This window comes from Acinetobacter indicus CIP 110367 (assembly GCF_000488255.1).
Lineage (GTDB): Bacteria > Pseudomonadota > Gammaproteobacteria > Pseudomonadales > Moraxellaceae > Acinetobacter > Acinetobacter indicus.
The window spans coordinates 122,140-144,426 of record NZ_KI530758.1 but is presented as its reverse complement, the minus strand read 5'-3'; the positions used below and the strand labels follow the sequence as shown (position 1 = coordinate 144,426).

Below are 22,287 nucleotides of genomic sequence, written 5' to 3'. Positions count from 1 at the left end.
GTCTTCATAGATTTGAATCCTAATGTGGCCCTGATGATCCGCTTTAGCTTGCCATGATCACATTCAATCACGTTATTTTTATACTTAATCTGCCTGTGCTCAAGGTCTGGTGGACATTTACCTTCCCGTTTTAACCGTGATAAAGCACGTCCATATGTGGGTGCTTTATCCGTGTTGATCACTTGTGGAATTTGCCACTTCTTCACATTATTTAAAATTTTTCCAAGAAAACAATATGCTGATTTGGTATTACGTCTAGAAGAAAGATAAAAATCAATGGTATCGCCACGTTGATCGACTGCACGATACAGATAAGACCATCGTCCATTCACTTTTACATAGGTTTCATCAATATGCCACGAGCTCAGATCTGTAGGATTACGCCAATACCAGCGTAAACGTTTTTCTATTTCAGGAGCATAACGTTGAACCCAACGGTAAATAGTCGTGTGATCAACATTCACACCCCGTTCGGCCAGCATTTCCTGCAGTTCACGATAGCTAATGCCATATTTACAATACCAGCGCACAGCCCAAAGAATGATTTCGCCCTGAAAATGCCGACCATGGAAAGGATTCATATGCTGCACCTTTAGCTAAAACAGTCTTCAGCTTACCATTCGTGGTTATTTGCAACAGTGCCCTTACTTCAAAGCCAAAATTTTTCGGGCACCATTAAGTACGAATAAAGAAACCAGTATGCCAATGATTAAGTCTGGATAAGCTGATCCCGTCCACGCCACGAGTACACCCGCAAATATAACGCCCATATTTACGACAACGTCATTCGCCGAGAAAATCCAACTGGCTTTCATATGTGCGCCATCTTCTCGATGACCAGAAATAAGATATAAGCATGTCACGTTAGCTATAAGTGCGAGCAGGCCAATAACAATCATGAGCGTTGATTCTGGCTCGCTTCCAAACATGAATCGTCTAATGACATCAACAATCACGATAACAGCAAGTAATAACTGAATCCAACCTGCGAAATGGGCTGCTTTTATTTGATATTTCGCAGCTTTTCCGACGGCATATAGCGCAATACCATAAACGGCTGCATCGGCAAACATATCTAGAGAATCAGCAATCAATCCTGTAGACGCAGCAATAATACCGCTGATGAATTCTATAAAGAAAAGTAGAGCATTAATACCTAATAACAGTTTAAGTACTTTAGCTTGTCTCACAGGATCAGGTTCATTAGGTATATCGCCTGAAGAAAGCTGTGTTTCATCAAGTTTCGCCCCAAAACCCAGTCCTTCGAGTTTAGCCGTAATTTGCTGAATCCCTTCATTATGGAAGACTTTCAGTTTTCGATTGGGAAGATCAAAAGTAAGACCTTTAACTGCTTCAATATCTGCAAGAGCCATACGGACCATTTGCTCTTCAGCAGAGCAATCCATTTTAGGAATGGTGTAGGTACTTGTTTGCTTAGCCTGTTGATTGCTTATATAAGTTTCAGTCTTCACAAGCTTTGCACCAAAACCCAAAGCTTCAAGTTTGGTGGTTATATTTTCATCTTTTTGATTATGTAGAACCTTTAAAGAACGGTTAGGTAAATCAAAGATGAGTTTTTGAACACCATCAATTGAAGATAGCGCCATACGAACCATATGTTCTTCCGCAGAACAATCCATTTTGGGAACTAAGTATTCACTCATGTAGTGCGAATCTTTTAAAACGTCTTCAGTGCTTAAATTTTCTTTGGGATCAGAACCACAACAGGATTGAGCGGTATCTTCACAACTGTTTGAAGTGTTACAGCAAGGAGATGAAGATTTTTTTTCTTCCTCTTCACCACAACAGCTAAGCGTATTATCACAATTCTTTGAATTGTTTGCTTCTGCAATTGATGGATGATTTTCTTGTTGAGATTTCTTATCTTCGCATGGTGTTTCTTTACTACATCCACAACCACTCATAATTATACCCATTAAAAAAATTATAAACTTTGAATATTAGAATCCCTATAGTTACTATAGAGTCAAGAATCTTTGGAAATACTAACTCAATGCATTTAAAAATTGGTGAACTCTCTAAAAAAACCTCATGTTCAGTATTAACAATTAGGTTTTATGAAAAGGAAGGTTTAATTCCGGAACCGGAAAGAACGGAAGGAAATTACCGCCTTTACGATGTAGGCTATGTTGAGCGAATTAAATTTATTTTGAATTGCCGAACTTTAAATATGAGTTTGAATGAAATTCGTCAATTACTTACCTATAAAGACAAACCTGAGAAAAATTGTTCAGATGTGAATGAATTAATTGACTTACATGTCAGTGCTATCAGAGAAAATATAATCAAGCAACAAAAGCTTATTGAACAACTATCTGATTTAAGAGGTACTTGTGATGGTTTATGTACAATTGACCAATGTGGAGTTTTAAAAAATCTAGCTTGATTGGCACTGTTGCAAATAACCACGAATGGTAAGCTGAAGACTGTTTTAGCTAAAGGTGCAGCATATGAATCCTTTCCATGGTCGGCATTTTCAGGGCGAAATCATTCTTTGGGCTGTGCGCTGGTATTGTAAATATGGCATTAGCTATCGTGAACTGCAGGAAATGCTGGCCGAACGGGGTGTGAATGTTGATCACACGACTATTTACCGTTGGGTTCAACGTTTAACAATAAAAATGGGAGCCTATAGCTCCCATTTTTATTGTTAAACGTTGAATCCTATATGTTTTCCTGTTGGAAGCTCTACATCAATACGGAGCTTCCCACCCATTGCCTCAACATACTTTTTCATGGTTGAAATCTTAAGATCATTGCCACGATTTTCTATTGCTGAAAGCGATGGCTGTTTTATTCCCAAAGTTTCAGCAAGCTCTTTTTGAGAAATTTCGAGTTCTTCACGAATAAGATGAAGCTGATTTTCTAGCAGTAATTCATCAGCCATTTTTTGAATACGGGCTTGGCTCTCTGGAGAGCGGCTAGCTAACAATTCTTGCAGAGTCTTAGCCATTAGATTTATCTCCTAGGGTAGTGAGATGAAGTTGGTATTGTTCATCTGCAATATCCAGCATGTCTTTATAAAAACGCTTTTTACCGCCTTTATCAGCAATACATAGAACAATAGCCTGTCGTAAGGGATCAAATGCGAAGAAAGCTCTTAAGGGTCTACCGCGATGTTGAACACGCAGTTCTTTCATATTGGTAAATTTAGACTCATACACAGTATCTACTAAAGGGCGGCCTAAACTCGGCCCCTACTGCTGTAGAACAACCAGGGCAGCTAGGACCTTCTCTTGAGTAGATTCATCTTGCTGTTCAAGCCACTGATTAAATAGATCTGTCGTAATGACTGTCCACATACCACAACCAAAATATAGATTATAGTCTATATTTTAGAGGCATTATGCTTGTTTTGCAAATGAGAAATGATAGGTAATAAAAAACCCCGGCATCCTGCCGGGGTTTTTCATGTTTTCTCATGTGCTTTCAATATCCTCGGATCCCTATCGAATAACTTATAATTATTGTTTTATGTTATGAAACTTCCTGTTCCCGATGAGGTCATCATAGGAAAATTCCAGTATGCCGCATAGCAGCAAAGGGCCGAGATTTATGTACGCCAGAGCGTACAAAATAGCCTAAATTTTATCCACAGCAATTGGGGATTGTTTTTAGGCTGAAAGCCTTATAGAGTGTATGTGATTCTTGGTTTTGAGCGTTTTTTGAGCGAAAGTGTTGGCAAAACATTCCAAAACTGCTCATAAAAAAGCCGATTTGTTTCAAAGTCGGCTTTTTGTGGTTTTTGTGATCAATGTAAAGTTTTTAAATCATTGATATTTAAATTAATATACAAGTGTATTGTGTATAACCCCCATTATGTTAAATGGCTGGTGAATTGGTGGAAAATTCAAGTTTTTAAAATTGCGAATAAGAGATTTTATGTTAAGTGTATTTTTATATCTATAAAAAACTTTCCATATAAATGATTTATATGAAATATATGTGATAATTTGAATCTTAAAACTATCAGAGAAGATAAAATGGGAAAAAGTCTAAATTTAGCAAATTCAATTTTCGCAGGCTTTAATGATAAAAACGGATTAATGATTTGTGGTTATGAATGGGGTGAAGAATCACAAAGTAAGGGGCAAGAAGTTATAATAGATATGACTAAAGAATGTACCTTTTCTAATAAATCATTGCGATATGGTGATGTTGCTAAGACATGGATTAAATACGATAAAAGAATTAGAACTTGGTTTTCTATGTGGGGGCATCCTCTAAATGAGGAAGGCTTAGGCGATGCTTTCGACAAAATGATTGTACAAACTAATTGGGCTGTAGAATCAAAAAAATCTCGTTCTGCAATTCCTTTCTACAAACAAGATGAAAATGTTGATAATTTTATAGCACATATAGAAGAACTTAGACCTAAAGTAATTCTGTTTATGGGAAGTGAGCTTTTAACTAAGGTACTAAAATTTTATAAAGTAAGGGATAAATTCACTCCAATTATGGGCAATGAAATTGAAAAATTGCAAACATTAAGAATGCCTGATTATCATGGCTCATTGGCTTATATCAATAAATTTGAAAACTGCACTGTAGTTGGGTTGCCACATCCTTCTAGTGGTCGTGGAATTACAAATGAGTATATTGAATTCTGTGGATCTGAATTAAATCCTATTATTTCTCAATTTAAAAAAGATCGCGGTATTGCATAAAATTTATGAAAAAAGTCCATCTCATCCAAGCAGATATAACAGCTTTTGCTGTACATGCCATCGTTAACTCAGCAAATAAATCTTTGCTTGGTGGTGGGGGACTTGATTATGTGATTCATAAAAAAGCTGGACCATTGATGAAAGAAGAATGTGTTCGTCTAAATCAAGAAAAAGGTGGATGCCCTACAGGTCAAGCAGAAGTAACAACAGCAGGTAATCTGCCTGCTAAATACCTTATTCATGCGGTTGGACCACGATGGTTAGATGGCGAACACAATGAGCCACAATTGCTTTGTGATGCTTATAGTAATGCACTATTCAAAGCTAATGAAATTCATGCACTCACTGTTTCTTTTCCATGTATTAGTACAGGTGTTTATGGTTTTCCACCTCAAAAGGCGGCTGAAATTGCGATTGGCACCATACTCTCTATGTTGCCTCAATATGATCATGTTGCAGAAGTATTTTTTATCTGCCGAGAGGATGAAAATTATTTAATTTATAAGAATATTTTATCGAATATCGATGATCCAAATATTCAGATTCTGATTTCTTAGTTTAAATTATCGAAAGCTCGTATAAGAATTCAGCCACAATTTTGGCTAACAATTCATGTTCTTCTTGTGATTCAACAATATCGACCATCAAATCATCTAAACCTGTTTGTTCCTGAATGGTAACACCTTGAATTTCTAGATAAGTCAGCATTACAGCTAAACCAGTTCTTTTATTACCATCAACAAAAGCATGACCTTTTGAGATAGCAATACCAAACCATGCTGCGATCTCAAAAATGTCGCTTACATTGCTGTAATACATCTGCTGATCTATACGGCTTAATACGCTTTCTAGCTTTTCAATATGACAGCCTGTTCGCCCCACGCCAGTTTGTAATAGGATCTCATCATGTACAGCGATCACGAATGTTGAGCTAATCAAACTCATTTATAAGCAAGCTCTTGAAGTTCTGCTTTATGCTGCTTAATAACTCGTTTAGCACTGTGCATCACAACACGTTTTGTTGCTTCATCATTGCTAAATTGAATTGGTAATACTTGACCTGAAACCTTTTGGCGATTTGAAACTTGATCAAGGCTATAGTCTTTTAAACGCTTTCTCATCTTCATACCCCTATTAAAAGAGAATTTCATTTTAGCCTAAATTAAACAATTAAGTACGATAGTGAGGATCTTTTCTTGGAATAGCATTTTCTGAATCTATATCAAAGAAATCATAAATTTTAGTGGCTGTTACTGTGTTAAATAATTTTTTGTCCATATACACGATTGCTTTTCCTTTATTTGCGTCGAAAATTACCCTACCCCTTGGAATCTGTTCATATTCATAATGACGTAGTTCTGGGTATACACTTTGCATATTTTTCCAATAATCGACATGTGTATATGGACTATCAATTAAGCCTATTGAATCTGCATCATTTAAATTGAATGGATGAGCTATGCCGATAACTTGCTTTTGCAAAAACCAAAAAATTCCTATTTTCATTTTTCATCAACTGATTAATTTCCCTAAAATTAACATAATACACCTTATACGTAATGCTTGATATTTCTCTTTAAATTTCAGTATATTAGATCAAGCCGTTGTGGGGCATAGGGTACCAGAGCGGCTTTTTATTGATTATTTATGTTCCACGCTTAAAATTCGAATAATGTTTCATAATTTTTATAAGTTAAACTAAATTTAGTTGCCAATCCCAATAAGCTATTCACTAACTTGTAAATATCGGTATACCGCCTGACGACTAATCCCAAAAGCTTTTCCTAATGCCATTTTTGATGGATACTTCCCTTCCCTCCATGCTTGTCGTAAAGCTTCAGCTTGGTCAGGCTTTAGTTTATGCACCCGACCTTTGTACTTCCCCTGAGCAGAGGCGAGTTTTATTCCTTCCTTTTGCCGCTCTAAAATGATCTCACGTTCGAACTGTGCAAAAGCACCCATCATTTGAAGCATCAAATTATCCATCGGGGTGGATTCGGCTGTAAAAGTAATATTTTCTTTTACAAACTGGATGGCGATCCCTCGTTTGACCAGTTTATCTACTTCAGTGACCAAATCTTTTAGGCTTCGCGCAAAACGATCCATTGAATGTACAATCACCCTGTCCCCTTCCCGGACATAGTTCAACATTTCCTGAAATTTAGGTCGGTCAGTATTTTTACCTGAAGCACGGTCAACAAAAATCCGATCGACCTCAATTCCTTCAAGTTGACGTCCAGTGTTTTGCTCGACAGAACTTACCCGGACATACCCTACTTTTTGGCCTTTCACTTTTTGGCACTGTTGCAAATAGGCTGACATGATAAGCTAAATATCTTATTTATTTCGAGATACAGCAGATGAATCCCTTCCACGGTCGGCACTTTCAAGGTGAAATCATTCTTTGGGCTGTTCGTTGGTATTGTAAATATGGCATCAGCTATCGTGAACTTCAAGAAATGCTCGCTGAACGAGGCATAAATGTGGATCACAGTACAATTTATCGTTGGGTTCAGCGTTATGCTCCAGAAATGGAAAAACGGTTACGCTGGTATTGGCGTAATCCTACAGATTTACATTCATGGCATATGGATGAGACTTATATCAAAGTGAAGGGGCGATGGACTTACCTGTATCGTGCAGTTGATCAACGGGGTCATACGATTGACTTTTACCTTTCCGCTAGACGGAACAGTAAATCAGCCTATAGTTTTCTAGGAAAGATCTTCAATACGGTGAAAAAATGGCAAATTCCACGGGTCATCAATACAGATAAAGCAGCGACCTATGGCCATGCTTTATCACGATTAAAGCGAGAAGGAAAATGTCCAGTAGATATTGAGCACAGGCAGATTAAGTATAAAAATAATGTCATTGAATGTGATCATGGTAAGTTAAAGCGAATCATCAGGGCCACATTAGGATTCAAATCTATGAAGACTGCTTATGCCACAATTAAAGGTATTGAAGTCATGCGTGCACTACGTAAAGGACAAGCATCGTCATTTTATTATGGTCAGCCTCAGGGTGAAGTGTGTCTAATCAACAGGGTTTTCGGTCTCTAAGCACTTTTTAAAGGGAACATCATCGACTCAAATCACTATTTGCAACAGTGCCAAATTTCAGGCAGCACACTCATACATTTAAGCGTCGGTTTAAGCTGGTAGTTTACTCGCCAAAACATCTACTTTTTCAATAGACGGTGGCTCTGAAAATAGCTCATCGGCCTGAGCCATCAAAGCAGCTGCAACCTTGCCAGATAGATGTGCTTGGCGACCCGCCTCATCAGGAAATGCATCAAATATACCAAATGTTGTAGGTCCAAGACGTAGGCCAAACCACGCAACTGTCGCAGGTTCTTCCATTACAATATGTAAACCGGCTTTAAGGAAAGCTTCCACTTCGTCTTCTTTACCCGGTTTAGCTTCAAGGCGGACATATAAAGCTGTTTTAAGCATGACTAAAACTCCACAATTGACTAGAATTAAAACTGATTCTGACATTGCTAATGTATGCATGTCAGAAAGTTTTGTTGTATAAAAGTTAAAAAAAAATCCCATAGCTGAGCCAAAATCTGTTTTTTTATTCCGACATAATGCTATGAATTTATTCAAGTTAATATCATTAACATTTGAATCAAAAAATTAAGATATGAGATGGTTAAATTCAATCTTAGTTATATAAGGATCAATTGACTCTACCTTAGATTTATAAGCTGACCTCTTCATCTGAAAATTATATTGCTCAAGAAGCATTCAAGAACAACATGTACATCCTCATATCTATCAAAGTTATTTAGCTAGGAGTTTGCTGTGAAACTCTATATGTTTCTCTATAAAGCTCGCAATGAAGTAATAGCTATGGTCATACCCTTCTCTTAGGTTAAGTGTAAGAGGATATTCTTGTTCCAAACACATATCACTAAGAAGCTTAGGCCTTAACTGTTCTTCAAGAAAATCATCAGCTGTTCCCTGATCGACTAAAATAGGTATATGAACTTCAGCGTTTTTGATTAATTCAATCGCATCATAGCTTTTCCATAAAGTTTCGGTTTCACCTAGGTAATGTGTGAAAGCCTTTTTCCCCCAAGGTACTTGGCTAGGTGCAACAATCGGTGCAAAAGCAGAAATACTTTTATACAGCTCAGGATTTTTTAACCCAATTACTAATGCACCATGACCACCCATGCTATGACCCATAATACTTTGGACTTGATTGGTCGGAAAATTTAGGTCAATCAGATTTCTGAGCTCTTCCACAATATAATCATACATTTTGAAATGCTGTGACCAAGGTGCTTGTGTTGCATTCACATAGAATCCTGCACCTTGGCCTAAATCATAATCTGCATGATCTGGTACATCTTCTCCACGTGGGCTGGTATCTGGTGCAACAATAATGACTTTATGTTCAGCCGCATACTTTTGTGCTCCGGCTTTAGTAATAAAGTTCTGTTCGTTGCAAGTCAGTCCTGATAACCAATATAAAACTGGCAACCGCTCATCTTTGTCATGAGGTGGCAGATATATTGAGAATTTCATTGAACAGTTTAATGCTATTGACTGATGGCGATACACTTCTTGCGATCCACCAAAAGAAGCATGTTTCTCAATTATTTCCATAATCAATTACCTATGTTGAGCAAGACTTCATGAGAAATCGAGTAAACAAAGAGTCCGACATTCTCCACAGAGAATAGTGATAAAGATTTAAAATGTAGGCAGGTTGATTGAACCTATACACGATGCCTACACAGATAGATCTGTTTTACAGATGATGTGCCGTTTTGGAGAATTCCATGCATGTCATTCATGATGCACATGCATGGAAAAGTATAAGGTCTGACGGAATTATTCGTAATGAATTACAGTACGAATTGACTTACCTTCATGCATTAGATCAAAGGCTTCATTGATCTGATCCAAGCCCATCGTATGTGTCACAAATGGTTCTAATTGAATTTTACCGTTCATGGCATCTTCAACCATTCCTGGAAGTTGCGTACGACCTTTTACGCCACCAAAGGCAGAACCTAGCCATTTACGACCAGTAACAAGCTGGAATGGACGGGTAGAGATTTCCTGACCTGCGCCAGCTACACCAATAATTACGGATTGTCCCCAGCCACGGTGTGCACTTTCAAGGGCTGCACGCATTACATTCACGTTACCAATACATTCAAATGAATGATCTACACCCCAGCCAGTCATTTCGACAATGACTTGCTGGATTGGTTTGTCGTAGTCTTTAGGGTTCAAGAAGTCCGTTGCACCAAACTCTTTTGCCAGCGCAAATTTATCTGGATTCATGTCAACTACAATAATACGCCCTGCTTTAGCTTGACGTGCGGCTTGTACGACTGCCAGACCAATACCACCTAAACCAAAGACCGCAACACTATCACCTTCTTGTACTTTAGCCGTGTTGTGTACTGCACCGATACCCGTTGTGACACCACAACCCAGTAAGCAGACATGTTCGTGATTGGCTTCAGGATTGATTTTAGCCAATGATACTTCTGCCACTACAGTGTATTCACTGAACGTTGAGCAGCCCATATAGTGATAAATCGGTTGACCATTGTAGGAAAAACGAGTGGTACCATCTGGCATTACACCTCTACCTTGAGTTTCGCGAACGGAAATACACAAGTTCGATTTTCCAGATTTACAGAATACGCACTCGCCACATTCAGCAGTGTAAAGTGGAATTACGTGATCACCTGGTTTGACGCTAGTCACGCCTTCACCAACCTCAACTACAACACCAGCACCTTCATGCCCGAGAATAGCAGGAAAAACACCTTCAGGATCATCGCCAGATAAAGTAAATGCGTCTGTATGACACACACCGGTATGGGAGATCTTGATTAATACTTCACCTTTCTTCGGTGGTGCAACATCAACTTCAACAATTTGAAGAGGTTGACCAGGACCAAACGCAACAGCAGCACGTGACTTCATGGAATAATTCCTTATACAGATCTATTTTAAATATGATTTTAGAATCTTGGCGATTTCAGCCAATTCTTCTTTTCGTTGTTGTTCTGTAGTTTCACCTGATACTAAAGTGTCCTTTAAATGAACCTCCAACATTTCATTCATTAAACCATTAATAGCACCACGCACAGAGCATATTTGTTGCAGAATTGCACCACATTCCACATTGTCTTCTAACGCTTTTTCAATCGCTTGCGTCTGACCTTTGATCTTTCTGACGCGTAGAAGAATCTTTTTTTTGTCTTCAACCTGATTAGGCATCAGACCTCCTTACTTGCTAGCATTAATACTATAGTACCCCATAGTATAAAAAAAGCAATATTTTTTATAAATCGAAAATCAAAAAGACCTTTAGCGAAAATTTTCTATCCCTGTTTTTAGTTTTTTTTTAAATTAACATCGTAGAGCTGATGCTAAAGTCACAAAGAATGGGACTTTCAGCTCCCATTTTTTTATTTTGGCTCATGTTCTTTGTGATGCTGTGACCTTTTAGAATTATGTTTCAAATTTTAGCCACTTTGTAGATATTTTGAACGTTTCAAGCCTTGAAAATACTACCGACAGTTTAGATTAAACTGCCTTTACAGACTGTACTAGAATATTTTTAGTGAGCGGATGATATTTATTATTCATTATTTAGGAATTATTAAATCCTATAAATATCATTTATTGGATTAATTTATTTTGGTACTGTGCATATCATCCCCCAGTTAAGAATAAGGAATAACTATGAATAAGATGATGAATGCTCTTATCCTAGAAAATTTTGGTGATCATGAATTTAAACGGCACTGTTGCAAATAGTGATTTGAGTCGATGATGTTCCCTTTAAAAAGTGCTTAGAGACCGAAAACCCTGTTGATTAGACACACTTCACCCTGAGGCTGACCATAATAAAATGACGATGCTTGTCCTTTACGTAGTGCACGCATGACTTCAATACCTTTAATTGTGGCATAAGCAGTCTTCATAGATTTGAATCCTAATGTGGCCCTGATGATTCGCTTTAACTTACCATGATCACATTCAATGACATTATTTTTATACTTAATCTGCCTGTGCTCAATATCTACTGGACATTTTCCTTCTCGCTTTAATCGTGATAAAGCATGGCCATAGGTCGCTGCTTTATCTGTATTGATGACCCGTGGAATTTGCCATTTTTTCACCGTATTGAAGATCTTTCCTAGAAAACTATAGGCTGATTTACTGTTCCGTCTAGCGGAAAGGTAAAAGTCAATCGTATGACCCCGTTGATCAACTGCACGATACAGGTAAGTCCATCGCCCCTTCACTTTGATATAAGTCTCATCCATATGCCATGAATGTAAATCTGTAGGATTACGCCAATACCAGCGTAACCGTTTTTCCATTTCTGGAGCATAACGCTGAACCCAACGATAAATTGTACTGTGATCCACATTTATGCCTCGTTCAGCGAGCATTTCTTGAAGTTCACGATAGCTGATGCCATATTTACAATACCAACGAACAGCCCAAAGAATGATTTCACCTTGAAAGTGCCGACCGTGGAAGGGATTCATCTGCTGTATCTCGAAATAAATAAGATATTTAGCTTATCATGTCAGCCTATTTGCAACAGTGCCTTATTTTGAATCATCTTGGTTATGAGATTACAGCTTCGACTGGTCGACCTCAAGAGTCAGAATATTTAACCTATCTAGGGGCGAGTGAAATTATTGATCGTATTGAATTATCTTCCCCAGGAAAGCCATTAAACAAAGAAGTTTGGGCTGGCGTAATTGATACTGTTGGAAGCCATACTTTAGCCAATGCATGTGCTAGTACAAAATATCGTGGTGCAGTTGCTGCGTGTGGTTTGGCAGGCGGAATGGATTTTCCAGCAACAGTTGCTCCATTTATTCTAAGAGGGATTACCTTATATGGAATTGATAGCGTGATGGCACCAATCGAATTAAGAAAAGAAGCATGGGAACGTTTGGCTACAGAATTAGATCAAACAAAATTAGAAACAGTAACGACTGAAATTCAGTTAACAGATGCTTTAAATATTTCAAATGAAATTTTAGATGGAAAAATTCGAGGTAGAGTTGTTGTACAGATATAGTTCAACAAAATGAGTTGTGGGACTGTTCTAAATTTTGTGTAAGTACTTAATTTTCATTTATCCTACTGAGGATAATAAAAAGAGGTACTTCACATGGATGAAGCTACAATCAAAAGTATGGCAGCTGAATTAGCTAAAGGTTTAAAAACTCCTGAAGATTTAAACCAAATGACAGCCATATTTAAAAAGTTCATGATCGAAACCGCTCTGAATACTGAGCTTTCTGAACATTTAGGCTATGAAAAGCATCAACCTAAGAAAGGATCTAATGCACGTAATGGTTTTAGCTCCAAAACAGTTCTAACACAAGATGGGCAGCTTGCTTTAGATATCCCTCGTGATCGTGATGGCTCTTTTGAACCACAGATTATTAAGAAGCATCAAACACGCATTACTAGCATGGATGATCAAATTCTTTCGCTATATGCGAAAGGAATGACAAATAGAGAAATTGTTGCTTTTTTAAAGAAATGTACGATGCCGATGTATCTGCCTCCCTTATTAGTAAGGTGACGGATGCTGTCATTGAACAAGTGACAGAATGGCAAAATAGAACACTCGATAGTCTTTATCCTGTTGTCTATTTAGATTGCATTGTTGTTAAGGTTCGTCAGCATTCAACAGTAATCAATAAATCAGTTTATTTAGCATTAGGCATTAACCTGGATGGCCAAAAAGAACTTCTTGGCATGTGGCTTGCTCAAACAGAAGGTTCCAAATTCTGGCTGTCAGTCATGACAGAGCTTAAAAATCGAGGAGTGCAAGATATTCTTGTAGCCTGCCTTGCGAAGCAGCGCTTCTCAGGACTAAAAGGCTTTCCTGATGCGATAGCCTCTGTCTACCCTCATACTGATATCCAGCTGTGTATCGTACATGTTGTACGCAATAGCCTGAGATTTGTGAGCTGGAAGGACTACAAAGCTGTAACAGCAGGATTGAAGGCGATCTATCAGGCAAGTACAGAGGAAAATGCTTTAAAGCCCCTAGATATCTTCTGCGATCAATGGAATCACCAGTATTCAAAAATTGGAGAATCCTGGCGGGCAAATTGGGAAAATATCCGAACGATCTTTAGCTATCCTGCTGAAATACGTCATGCGATTTATACAACAAATGCAATTGAATCATTGAATAGCGTGATCCGCCATTCAACTAAAAAGAGAAAGATCTTCTCTTCTGATGATTCAGTGAAAAAGGTCATTTATTTAGCAACTTCAAATGCTGCTAAAAAATGGACCATGCCAATTCAAAATTGGCGTTTAGCAATGAATTGGTTTACGATTCAGTTCGATGATCGATTAAAAGATCATTTATAAAAAATGAGACTTACACAAAATAATTTACAGGCTCGTAGAAACATGAAAATACATTCTTTTGGTGAACACAATAACATTACTTTATCTAATAATTGTATTGAAGTTCGAGGTGCACGTGAGCATAACCTTAAGGATGTAGATGTTTCTATCCCAAGAAATGCACTTGTTGTTTTCTCAGGTGTATCGGGTTCAGGAAAATCATCACTTGCTTTTGGAACTATTTTTGCTGAAGCACAAAGAAGATATTTCGAATCTGTTGCACCTTATGCAAGACGCTTAATAGATCAGGCCGGAGTACCAGATGTTGATGCTATTGATGGTCTACCACCAGCAGTAGCATTGCAACAACAACGTGGTGCAAGTAATACCCGTTCTTCTGTTGGAAGTGTAACAACTTTATCAAGTCTCGTGCGAATGATTTATTCGCGTGCTGGTGCATATCCTGCCGATCAGCCAATGTTATATGCCGAGGACTTTTCACCGAACACTCCTCAAGGTGCTTGTCCTACCTGTCATGGTTTAGGTCACATTTATGAAGTTACAGAATCGACAATGGTTCCTGACCCAACACTCAGTATTCGTGAGAGAGCTATCGCATCATGGCCACCTGCTTGGCACGGGCAAAACTTACGCGATATCCTAGTAACCCTAGGGTATGATGTCGATCGACCATGGAAAGATTTACCGCAATCGGATAGAGACTGGATTTTATTTACTGAAGAAACCCCAACAGTTCCTGTCTATGCTGGTTTAAGCCCCGCTGAGACTCAATCTGCACTTAAACGTAAACTAGAACCCAGCTATATGGGCACTTTCACTGGTGCTCGTCGCTATGTCCTTCATACTTTTGCTAATACCCAAAGTACGTTGATGAAAAAACGTGTTTCACGTTTTATGGAAGGAAAAATATGCCCTTCCTGTCATGGTAAACGCCTTAAACCAGAAGCCTTATCTATTACCTTTGCTGGAGTAGATATTGGTGAGTTTATGCAACTTTCTTTGGATAAGTTAACTTGCCTGCTTGAGCCCATTGTTCTTGGCAATTTCGACGCTCATGATGCTGGAGAAAAGACTAATAATAAAGTAACCCAACTTGATAGATCCGAACGAGCAACAACAGGTAGAGCAGTGCATTCTGTATCTCCAGATGTAAGACGTACGTCAGCACTTTCAGATGAAAAGAAAATTGCTGCGCAGCGTTTAGCAAATGGTGTGGTGGGGCGTTTAAATCAATTACGCCAGTTAGGTCTTGGTTATCTAACATTAGATAGAGCCACACCGACTCTTTCAGCGGGAGAGTTACAACGTTTGCGTTTAGCAACACAATTAAGTTCTATGCTATTTGGTGTAGTTTATGTACTGGATGAACCGTCTGCTGGATTACATCCTTCAGATAGTCAGTCATTATATGATTCTCTCGATAAATTAAGAGACGCTGGAAACTCCGTATTTGTTGTAGAGCATGATTTAGAGCTCATGCGTCGTGCTCAATGGTTAGTGGATGTTGGACCAGATGCAGGAGAGCAAGGTGGTAATATTTTATATAGTGGAGTACCTCAGGGTTTAAGTGAGATTTCAGCTTCACGTACTGCAAGTTATTTATTTAATAAAATCCCAGTTACTCAAAGTTATGGACGTACACCCTCTGGTTGGCTTGAACTTAACAATATTTACCGACATAACCTGCATAATATTGATGCTCGTATACCTCTTGGTGTACTTACAGCAGTTACAGGTATTTCAGGTTCAGGTAAATCTAGTCTCGTTTCTCAAGCTTTACCCGAGTTAGTACTTTCATATTTAGGCAATGAATCTGAAACTGAAAACAATAATGAAAATAATCCTTTAAATGAAGGAATGTTGGTTACCGAGGTTACACAGGGTTCTCTGGCTGGTGATGTGGAGGCTATACAGCGTCTGGTACAGGTTGATCAAAAACCAATTGGCCGTACTCCACGTTCTAATCTGGCAACTTATACGGGTTTATTTGATCATGTTAGAAAGTTATTTGCTGGGACTCCTGAAGCTCGCCAAGCTCATTATGATGCTGGACGTTTTTCGTTTAATGTGGCTAAAGGGCGATGTGAAACTTGTGAAGGTGAAGGCTTTGTCAGTGTAGAATTATTGTTTATGCCAAGTGTATATGCCCCTTGTCCGACATGTCATGGTGCTCGATATAATGATGACACTCTGAAAATTCGCTGGAATGGACGTAATATTGCTGAAGTATTAGGAATGACCGTCAATGAAGCACGTGATTTTTTTGATGGAGAGGTCTCGATTGCTCGTTCACTACAATTATTAAAGGAAATTGGCCTTGGTTATTTACGTTTAGGGCAACCAGCGACTGAACTATCTGGTGGAGAAGCGCAACGTATTAAATTGGCGACCGAGCTGCAACGCAATCAGCGTGGAAATACACTGTATATACTTGATGAGCCAACTACAGGTTTGCATCCATCAGATGTAGATCGATTGTTAGTTCAATTGCAGCGATTAGTCGATGCGGGTAATACCGTGGTTATGATTGAGCATGATATGCGTGCCGTTGCACAAGCAGATTGGGTGATTGATGTGGGACCAGGTGCTGGAAATGCTGGTGGGAATATTGTTGTGGCAGGAACACCAAAACAAATAACAGAAAATCAAGATAGTCGTACTGCTCCATATTTAGTTAATGAGTTAGTGAGTCGTGATACTAAACGTTGATATTGCGAGTGGGTAGAATAAAACCTTAAATTAAAAGCCTGTAAAATCAATCAGATATTTTTTTGTTTTAGGTGGTGTGTGAGCATGAAATCTAAAAGTTTTTTTCAACTAAGGGCTTTGTTGCACAAACCTATCTGTAACGGCTTTTTCAGCGATATAATTTTCAAATGAAGAAGCCTACACAGAAAATCTACCGCACAACCAATTGGCCCGCATATAACCGAGCACTCATGAGTCGCGGAAATATTGCCATTTGGTTTGATCCTGCTACGCAATGGTATGCTCCATCAAAAGGCAAACAAGGGCGAAATCAAACCTACTCCGACGCAGCCATCCAATGCTGCTTAATGATTAAATCCTTATTCCGTCTGTCTTTACGTATGGTCACTGGCTTTGTGCAAAGTCTGATTAAACTTTGCGGATTAAATTGGACAGCACCAGATTACAGTACGCTTTGTAGAAGACAAAAGCATATTGATATTGCAATCAGCTACCAAAAAAGTAGCGATGGGCTGCATCTACTCATAGACTCTACAGGCATGAAGTTTCTAGGTGAGGGCGAATGGAAACGCAAGAAACATGGACCTGAATATCGTCGCCAATGGCGTAAATTTCATATTAGTATAGATGCCAAAACCCTGCAAATACGAGCAGTTCAGCTTACAACCAATAATGTCAGTGATTCACAGGTGCTTGGTGATTTACTTGATCAGATTCCACAAGATGAGCAGATTGACTCTGTTTATACCGATGGAGCTTATGACACCAAGCAATGCCGTCAGGTCATTGCAGATCGGCAAGCGCATACGGTGATTCCACCTAGAAAAAATGCGAAACCATGGAAAGATACAAAGAGTAGCTCGCTAGAGCGAAATGAATTACTTCGAACAGTTAAACGTTTAGGCAGGACACTATGGAAAAAATGGTCAGGCTATCATCGGCGAAGTTTGGTTGAAACTAAGATGCACTGCATTAAATTATTAGGAGATAAACTCAGTGCAAGGAGTTTTGATAGCCAAGTGAATGAGATCCATGCACGTGTAGCAGTGCTTAACAGATTTACGGAATTAGGTCGACCACTTACCCAAGTTACGCCTTAAATTTGGCTCAATTAGGGGCGCTTTGCATTTCAAATCTTTGTGCAACAAAGCCCTTAAAAACAAGAAAAAGAGGATTGATAAAATGATGATAAAAAATAAAAAAGCGCCTGATGGCGCTTTCCTTTAATCATATTTATGGCGTCAGAATCACTTTACGACAGTCTTCTTCTTTTTTATCAAAAATACGGTAACCTTCCGCAGCATCTTCCAGTTTCATGCGATGGGTAATAATCAGATCTGGAGACAGATCTCCATTTTCAATATGTTCTAGCAACTGCGGCAAGTAGTTATGCACATGGGTTTGTCCCATTTTAAAGGTTAAACCTTTGTCAAAGGCATCACCAAACAGGAAGCCATGAATTGGACCGGCATAAACTCCAGGTACACTCACCACACCGCCGCGGCGGACCGCTGCAATACATTGTCTTAACGCTGAACCACTCGAACCTTCTAATTTCAGGTTGGTCATTACGGTTTCCAGCATGCTGCCTTTAGCTTCAAAACCGACCGCATCAATGACGGCATCGACTCCACGATAACCCGTGGTATTTTGAATGATAAATTCAGCGGCATCGACTTCATCAAAATTGACCGGAATCACTCCATAGGTTTGATGTGCGAAACGCAGACGATAAGGATGGTGATCGACCATAAAAATCTGCTCGGCACCGAGCATCCGCGCACAGGCAGCAGCCAGCAGACCGACTGGGCCAGCACCATAAATCGCCACACTGGAACCTCGACCAACTTGGGCATTGTTCACTGCTTGCCAGGCGGTTGGTAGAATATCGGTCAGGAATAATACTTTTTCATCAGGCAGGGAGCCTGGCACTTTAAATGGTCCGACATTGCCCTTGGGGATCCGCACATATTCAGCTTGACCACCCGGTATACCACCATACAGATGGCTAAAGCCAAATAAAGCTGCCCCTGGTGGAATCTGTTTTTTATTGAGAATTGCACCACGGCCGGTATTGGTATTTTCACAGGCAGCCATTAGTTCATGTTCACAGAAAAAACAGTGACCGCATGCAATCACAAAGGGAATAATTACCCGATCACCTTTTTTGACTTCGGTTACTTGTGGGCCGACTTCTTCTACAATTCCCATAAATTCATGGCCGAAAATATCACCGTCTTCAGTGGCCGGGATTTTTCCCCGGTATAAATGCAGATCTGAGCCACAGATGGCGGTGGCTGTCACCCTTAAAATAACGTCATCTGGTTCCTGAATCACTGGATCTGGAACAGATTCAACTCGTACATCCCGAGCACCATGATAGGTAAGAGCACGCATGCGGATTTCCTCTTTCTAGTTCAACATTAAACAGACTCGTAGCAAGGCTGCCAAGAATTAAAAAACACTTTTATTAGAGCCTTATGCGCCAAGAAATCGCTGTAAATTAATGTATGAAATAAGACATCCGAGTGTTTAAAAAATAAACTTATATAGGGTTTACGTAATTCGTGAGCTTATGTGTCGAATGAATAGAAAAGAACAGAATTAAAGAAACATCTAGTAATTTCTATAACTTATAGTGAATAGCCACCAATTTTGTAGACACCTTTTAGTTAGATAAAAAAGCAATTTTTTTGATCTTTAAAGAATGAGGATATAGTATTTGTAAAATTACTTAGCTGCTTAAAACTTAATTCTAATTGGTTAATAGGTGAAAAATGGGTAGTGTTTCAAAAAGTATGCTGGCATTAAACGAATCCATTATTGATATAAAAGAACACTAAATCAAAGGCTTTGAAATGATTTTCAAGCTTTTTGGAGAAGTTGCAGCTTCTCCTAAAGCCTCGCCTGATTCGATGCCGTAATCGACAATTATTGCCTTCTATACCCACAGTGAAAAATTTACCAATCAACTGTTTGCATTCTTTAAAGGTCGTAACAAAGCTATCCCAATGGTCACTTGATATACATGTATAGCTTACACCTAACTGCTTCAATTTTAATTTAAGTCGTTTTGCAGTGGCTAAATCTCGGTTACCCCATACATAAGCAACAATTTCACCTGTTTCTCGATGATAGGCATAAATTAGCCATTGTTTATTTTGCTTATGACCAACAAAAGTCCAAAACTCATCTACTTCAAGGGTTTCATAATGACTTTGCTGTGCTCGAAGTTGATATTTTGATTGGCTAAGTGTCCGTAGAACTTTACCGATACTTACTCTTTCAATTTCTGCTATATCCCTGACACCACTGCCTCGCACCATGAGGTGTAATATTTTGGTTTTGATACCTGAGTGACAGCCTTGATAACTGAGAGCATGATCACCAATAAATTGACGTCTGCATATTTTACATTGGTAATTTTGCTTACCATCTACTTTTGTGCCATTTTTCTTTATACTGTCACTTAGGCAGGCTGGACACTTGATTTCTAGAGTTATTCGCATTTCTCTATTTTATCAAAATCCAACCTGCTTTTTTTCAGCATACTTTTTGAAACACCACCCATTTTTTAAATTGATCCTAGACTGAACCGTACCGGGTTTGTCGGAGAGTTAATATTCTGAGAGACTATCCCGATGACAAAATTAAAATATACCCCTGAAATTAGAGAAAGAGCGGTTCAATTATTGATTGAATCTGAAAAAGATTATCCATCGAATTGGGCTGCGATCACCGCTATTGCTCCCTGAGCAGTATACTGCGCAAGGGTTGTACTCCTGAAACACTACGTGCCTGGCATCAAAAGCATTTAGATCAGCAAAATCCAGTTAAAGTACAGCAGCTTTCAGACCAAGAACGTATCAAACAACTCGAACGCGAAAATAAAGAACTGCAACGCGCCAATGAGATTCTACGTAAAGCAGCCGCTTTTTTCGCCCAGGCGGAGCTCGACTGCCCACACAAATAATGGTGGATTTTATCCATAATAATAAAGAGCTGTACGGAGTCGAGGCGATTTGTAGAATTTTACCAATCGCACCTTCAACCTATTACCGCACTCTAGATCTCTGCGAAAATCCAGAACATCGAGCAAAGCGAGATTTACATGACTTGCATCATGCTGAACAAATTAAACGAATTTGGAAGGAAAGTTCAGGTCGGTATGGTGTACGTAAAGTCTGGCAAAAACTGAAACGTGAAGGTTATGTTATCGCACGCTGTACTGTTGCTCGATTAATGAAAAAGCTAGGTATACAAGGTGTTTGGTGAGGTAAGAACAAACAAACCACCCGTAGCCGAGATGACCAAAAACGAGCAGATGATTTAGTGAAACGTAATTTTACTGCTGATCATCCTGACCAACTGTGGGTGAGTGACTTTACGTATATTCAAACAAATTCAGGCTGAGTCTATACCGCCTTTATTATTGATGTGTTCTCACGAGCAATTGTTGGCTGGAAAGTATCTACACGAATGAATACAGATATGGTGCTCGATGCATTGGAGCAAGCATTGCATGATCGAGGCATGCCAAAGAATGTGATTCATCATTCAGATAGAGGTGTTCAATATCTTTCCATTCGCCATACCAATCGTTTAGAAGCTGCAAATTTACGAGCATCAGTCGGTACGACTGGTGATTCATACGATAATGCTTTGGCTGAAACGGTGAATGGCTTATACAAAACAGAGGTGATTGAATATCTAAAAGCAGGTTGGCAAGGTTTAGCGGATGTACAACTTGCGACACTAAATTGGGTAGATTGGTTCAATAAAAAGCGTGTACACAGTGCACTGGGTTATGTATCGCCTTTTGAGTTTGAAGCAATATACTATGATAAGATTAACCCGTTAGGTCAGGTGGCCTAACTTAAATAAAAAAGTCTCCGACAAACCCGGTACGGTTCACTATTCACTAACTTGTAAATATCGGTATACCGCCTGACGACTAATCCCAAAAGCTTTTCCTAATGCCATTTTTGATGGATACTTCCCTTCCCTCCATGCTTGTCGTAAAGCTTCAGCTTGGTCAGGCTTTAGTTTATGCACCCGACCTTTGTACTTCCCCTGAGCAGAGGCGAGTTTTATTCCTTCCTTTTGCCGCTCTAAAATGATCTCACGTTCGAACTGTGCAAAAGCACCCATCAATTGCAGCATCAAATTATCCATCGGGGTGGATTCGGCCGTAAAAGTAATATTTTCTTTTACAAACTGGATGGCAATCCCTCGTTTGACCAGTTTATCTACTTCAGTGACCAAATCTTTCAGGCTTCGCGCAAAACGATCCATGGAATGTACAATCACCCTGTCCCCTTCCCGGACATAGTTCAACATTTCCTGAAATTTAGGTCGGTCAGTATTTTTACCTGAAGCACGGTCAACAAAAATCCGGTCGACTTCAATCCCCTCAAGTTGACGCCCAGTATTTTGCTCGACCGAACTCACTCGCACATAACCTACTTTTTGGCCTTTCACTCTTT

General features: G+C 39.1%; 21 protein-coding genes, 5 pseudogenes and 1 other annotated feature. Of the genes and pseudogenes, 10 read left to right on the top strand and 16 right to left on the bottom strand.

The genetic code is table 11. The features are described 5' to 3' along the window. Together P253_RS14400 and P253_RS14395 are read right to left on the bottom strand one after the other, a co-directional pair. Positions 1-581: IS6-like element IS1006 family transposase (locus tag P253_RS14400; protein ID WP_005100622.1), on the bottom strand; the 581-nt coding region annotated here is incomplete at its 3' end. A gap of 63 nt (positions 582-644) precedes the next feature. Continuing rightward, positions 645-1,925 (bottom strand): cation efflux transmembrane domain-containing protein, encoded by a 1,281-nt coding sequence (locus tag P253_RS14395; RefSeq protein WP_023274436.1) that lies wholly within the window; start codon positions 1,923-1,925, stop codon positions 645-647. An 89-nt stretch (positions 1,926-2,014) separates the two neighbouring features. Here P253_RS14395 and cadR point away from each other — a divergent pair, with 89 nt between their 5' ends. Together cadR and P253_RS14385 are read left to right on the top strand one after the other, a co-directional pair. Next, positions 2,015-2,407: a Cd(II)/Pb(II)-responsive transcriptional regulator gene (cadR, locus tag P253_RS14390; protein WP_000550240.1), complete on the top strand. Its 393-nt coding sequence runs from the start codon at positions 2,015-2,017 to the stop codon at positions 2,405-2,407. A 64-nt stretch (positions 2,408-2,471) separates the two neighbouring features. Continuing rightward, positions 2,472-2,645, top strand: a pseudogene (locus P253_RS14385) (IS6 family transposase); the annotation flags it as partial. 26 nt (positions 2,646-2,671) lie between these two features. Here P253_RS14385 and P253_RS14380 read toward each other — a convergent pair. Then, positions 2,672-2,974 carry a helix-turn-helix domain-containing protein gene (locus tag P253_RS14380; RefSeq protein ID WP_001140620.1) on the bottom strand — a complete coding sequence of 101 codons (303 nt, stop codon included), beginning with the start codon at positions 2,972-2,974 and terminating at the stop codon, positions 2,672-2,674. Continuing rightward, a pseudogene (locus P253_RS14375) lies at positions 2,967-3,323 on the bottom strand (type II toxin-antitoxin system RelE/ParE family toxin). Before P253_RS14375 ends, P253_RS14380 begins: the two are co-directional and overlap by 8 nt. Positions 3,324-4,004: 681 nt before the next feature. Between P253_RS14375 and P253_RS14370 the strand changes: the two are divergent. Then, a complete protein-coding gene (locus tag P253_RS14370; RefSeq protein WP_016658768.1) occupies positions 4,005-4,688 on the top strand; it encodes a hypothetical protein in 684 nt (227 codons plus the stop codon). A 5-nt stretch (positions 4,689-4,693) separates the two neighbouring features. Further along, entirely contained in the window at positions 4,694-5,245 is a 552-nt protein-coding gene (locus tag P253_RS14365) for a macro domain-containing protein (protein WP_016658769.1), read from the top strand. 1 nt (position 5,246) lies between these two features. Here the strand turns inward: P253_RS14365 and P253_RS14360 are convergent, their stop codons facing one another. From P253_RS14360 to P253_RS14345, 4 genes are all read right to left on the bottom strand, one after another. Beyond that, positions 5,247-5,633: a type II toxin-antitoxin system death-on-curing family toxin gene (locus P253_RS14360; RefSeq protein ID WP_004769969.1), complete on the bottom strand. Its 387-nt coding sequence runs from the start codon at positions 5,631-5,633 to the stop codon at positions 5,247-5,249. Continuing rightward, the gene (locus tag P253_RS14355) at positions 5,630-5,809 is read right to left on the bottom strand and encodes a hypothetical protein (RefSeq protein ID WP_016658770.1); all 180 of its coding nucleotides are present in this window, start codon (positions 5,807-5,809) and stop codon (positions 5,630-5,632) included. Before P253_RS14355 ends, P253_RS14360 begins: the two co-directional genes overlap by 4 nt. A gap of 49 nt (positions 5,810-5,858) precedes the next feature. Further along, on the bottom strand, positions 5,859-6,194 hold the full coding sequence (locus P253_RS14350) for a hypothetical protein (protein WP_035363642.1): 336 nt from the start codon (positions 6,192-6,194) through the stop codon (positions 5,859-5,861). Positions 6,195-6,413: 219 nt separating this feature from the next. Then, positions 6,414-6,980, bottom strand: a complete 567-nt coding sequence (locus P253_RS14345) for a recombinase family protein (protein ID WP_035363657.1) — start codon at positions 6,978-6,980, stop codon at positions 6,414-6,416. 68 nt (positions 6,981-7,048) lie between these two features. Here P253_RS14345 and P253_RS14340 point away from each other — a divergent pair, with 68 nt between their 5' ends. Further along, on the top strand, positions 7,049-7,753 hold the full coding sequence (locus P253_RS14340) for an IS6-like element IS1008 family transposase (protein WP_001067783.1): 705 nt from the start codon (positions 7,049-7,051) through the stop codon (positions 7,751-7,753). A 90-nt stretch (positions 7,754-7,843) separates the two neighbouring features. Here P253_RS14340 and P253_RS14335 read toward each other — a convergent pair whose 3' ends face one another. The 5 genes from P253_RS14335 to P253_RS14315 form a co-directional block, all read right to left on the bottom strand. Beyond that, positions 7,844-8,146 (bottom strand): putative quinol monooxygenase, encoded by a 303-nt coding sequence (locus P253_RS14335; RefSeq protein WP_004897265.1) that lies wholly within the window; start codon positions 8,144-8,146, stop codon positions 7,844-7,846. 333 nt (positions 8,147-8,479) lie between these two features. Further along, positions 8,480-9,310, bottom strand: a complete 831-nt coding sequence (gene fghA, locus P253_RS14330; protein ID WP_004897267.1) for an S-formylglutathione hydrolase — start codon at positions 9,308-9,310, stop codon at positions 8,480-8,482. 228 nt (positions 9,311-9,538) lie between these two features. Continuing rightward, complete coding sequence (locus P253_RS14325) at positions 9,539-10,651, bottom strand: S-(hydroxymethyl)glutathione dehydrogenase/class III alcohol dehydrogenase (RefSeq protein WP_004897268.1); 1,113 nt, start codon at positions 10,649-10,651, stop codon at positions 9,539-9,541. 21 nt (positions 10,652-10,672) lie between these two features. Then, positions 10,673-10,948 carry a metal/formaldehyde-sensitive transcriptional repressor gene (locus P253_RS14320; RefSeq protein WP_001133624.1) on the bottom strand — a complete coding sequence of 92 codons (276 nt, stop codon included), beginning with the start codon at positions 10,946-10,948 and terminating at the stop codon, positions 10,673-10,675. 578 nt (positions 10,949-11,526) lie between these two features. Beyond that, positions 11,527-12,231 (bottom strand): IS6-like element IS1008 family transposase, encoded by a 705-nt coding sequence (locus tag P253_RS14315; RefSeq protein WP_001067783.1) that lies wholly within the window; start codon positions 12,229-12,231, stop codon positions 11,527-11,529. A 62-nt stretch (positions 12,232-12,293) separates the two neighbouring features. On the opposite strand from P253_RS14315, the pseudogene P253_RS14310 reads away from it, so the two are divergent. The 4 genes and pseudogenes from P253_RS14310 to P253_RS14290 form a co-directional block, all read left to right on the top strand. Beyond that, positions 12,294-12,776: pseudogene (locus P253_RS14310) on the top strand (zinc-binding dehydrogenase); the annotation flags it as partial. Positions 12,777-12,869: 93 nt separating this feature from the next. Then, positions 12,870-14,092: pseudogene (locus P253_RS14300) on the top strand (IS256 family transposase). 42 nt (positions 14,093-14,134) lie between these two features. Beyond that, entirely contained in the window at positions 14,135-16,801 is a 2,667-nt protein-coding gene (locus P253_RS14295) for an excinuclease ABC subunit UvrA (protein WP_004979617.1), read from the top strand. A 167-nt stretch (positions 16,802-16,968) separates the two neighbouring features. Continuing rightward, positions 16,969-17,901 (top strand): IS5 family transposase, encoded by a 933-nt coding sequence (locus P253_RS14290; protein ID WP_079284451.1) that lies wholly within the window; start codon positions 16,969-16,971, stop codon positions 17,899-17,901. A gap of 133 nt (positions 17,902-18,034) precedes the next feature. On the opposite strand, the gene P253_RS14285 is transcribed toward P253_RS14290, so the two are convergent. After that, positions 18,035-19,198 (bottom strand): zinc-dependent alcohol dehydrogenase, encoded by a 1,164-nt coding sequence (locus P253_RS14285; RefSeq protein WP_004897278.1) that lies wholly within the window; start codon positions 19,196-19,198, stop codon positions 18,035-18,037. A 410-nt stretch (positions 19,199-19,608) separates the two neighbouring features. Then, entirely contained in the window at positions 19,609-20,310 is a 702-nt protein-coding gene (locus P253_RS14280; protein ID WP_004282341.1) for an IS1 family transposase, read from the bottom strand. Between the two features lie 132 nt (positions 20,311-20,442). Between P253_RS14280 and P253_RS15685 the strand changes: the two are divergent. Then, a pseudogene (locus tag P253_RS15685) lies at positions 20,443-21,676 on the top strand (IS3 family transposase). Further along, positions 20,732-20,848 (top strand) — a sequence feature (AL1L pseudoknot). It overlaps the preceding pseudogene by 117 nt. 39 nt (positions 21,677-21,715) lie before the next feature. On the opposite strand, the gene P253_RS14260 reads toward P253_RS15685, so the two are convergent. Further along, on the bottom strand, positions 21,716-22,282 hold the full coding sequence (locus tag P253_RS14260; protein WP_004897285.1) for a recombinase family protein: 567 nt from the start codon (positions 22,280-22,282) through the stop codon (positions 21,716-21,718). Between the last annotated feature and the right edge of the window lie 5 nt (positions 22,283-22,287).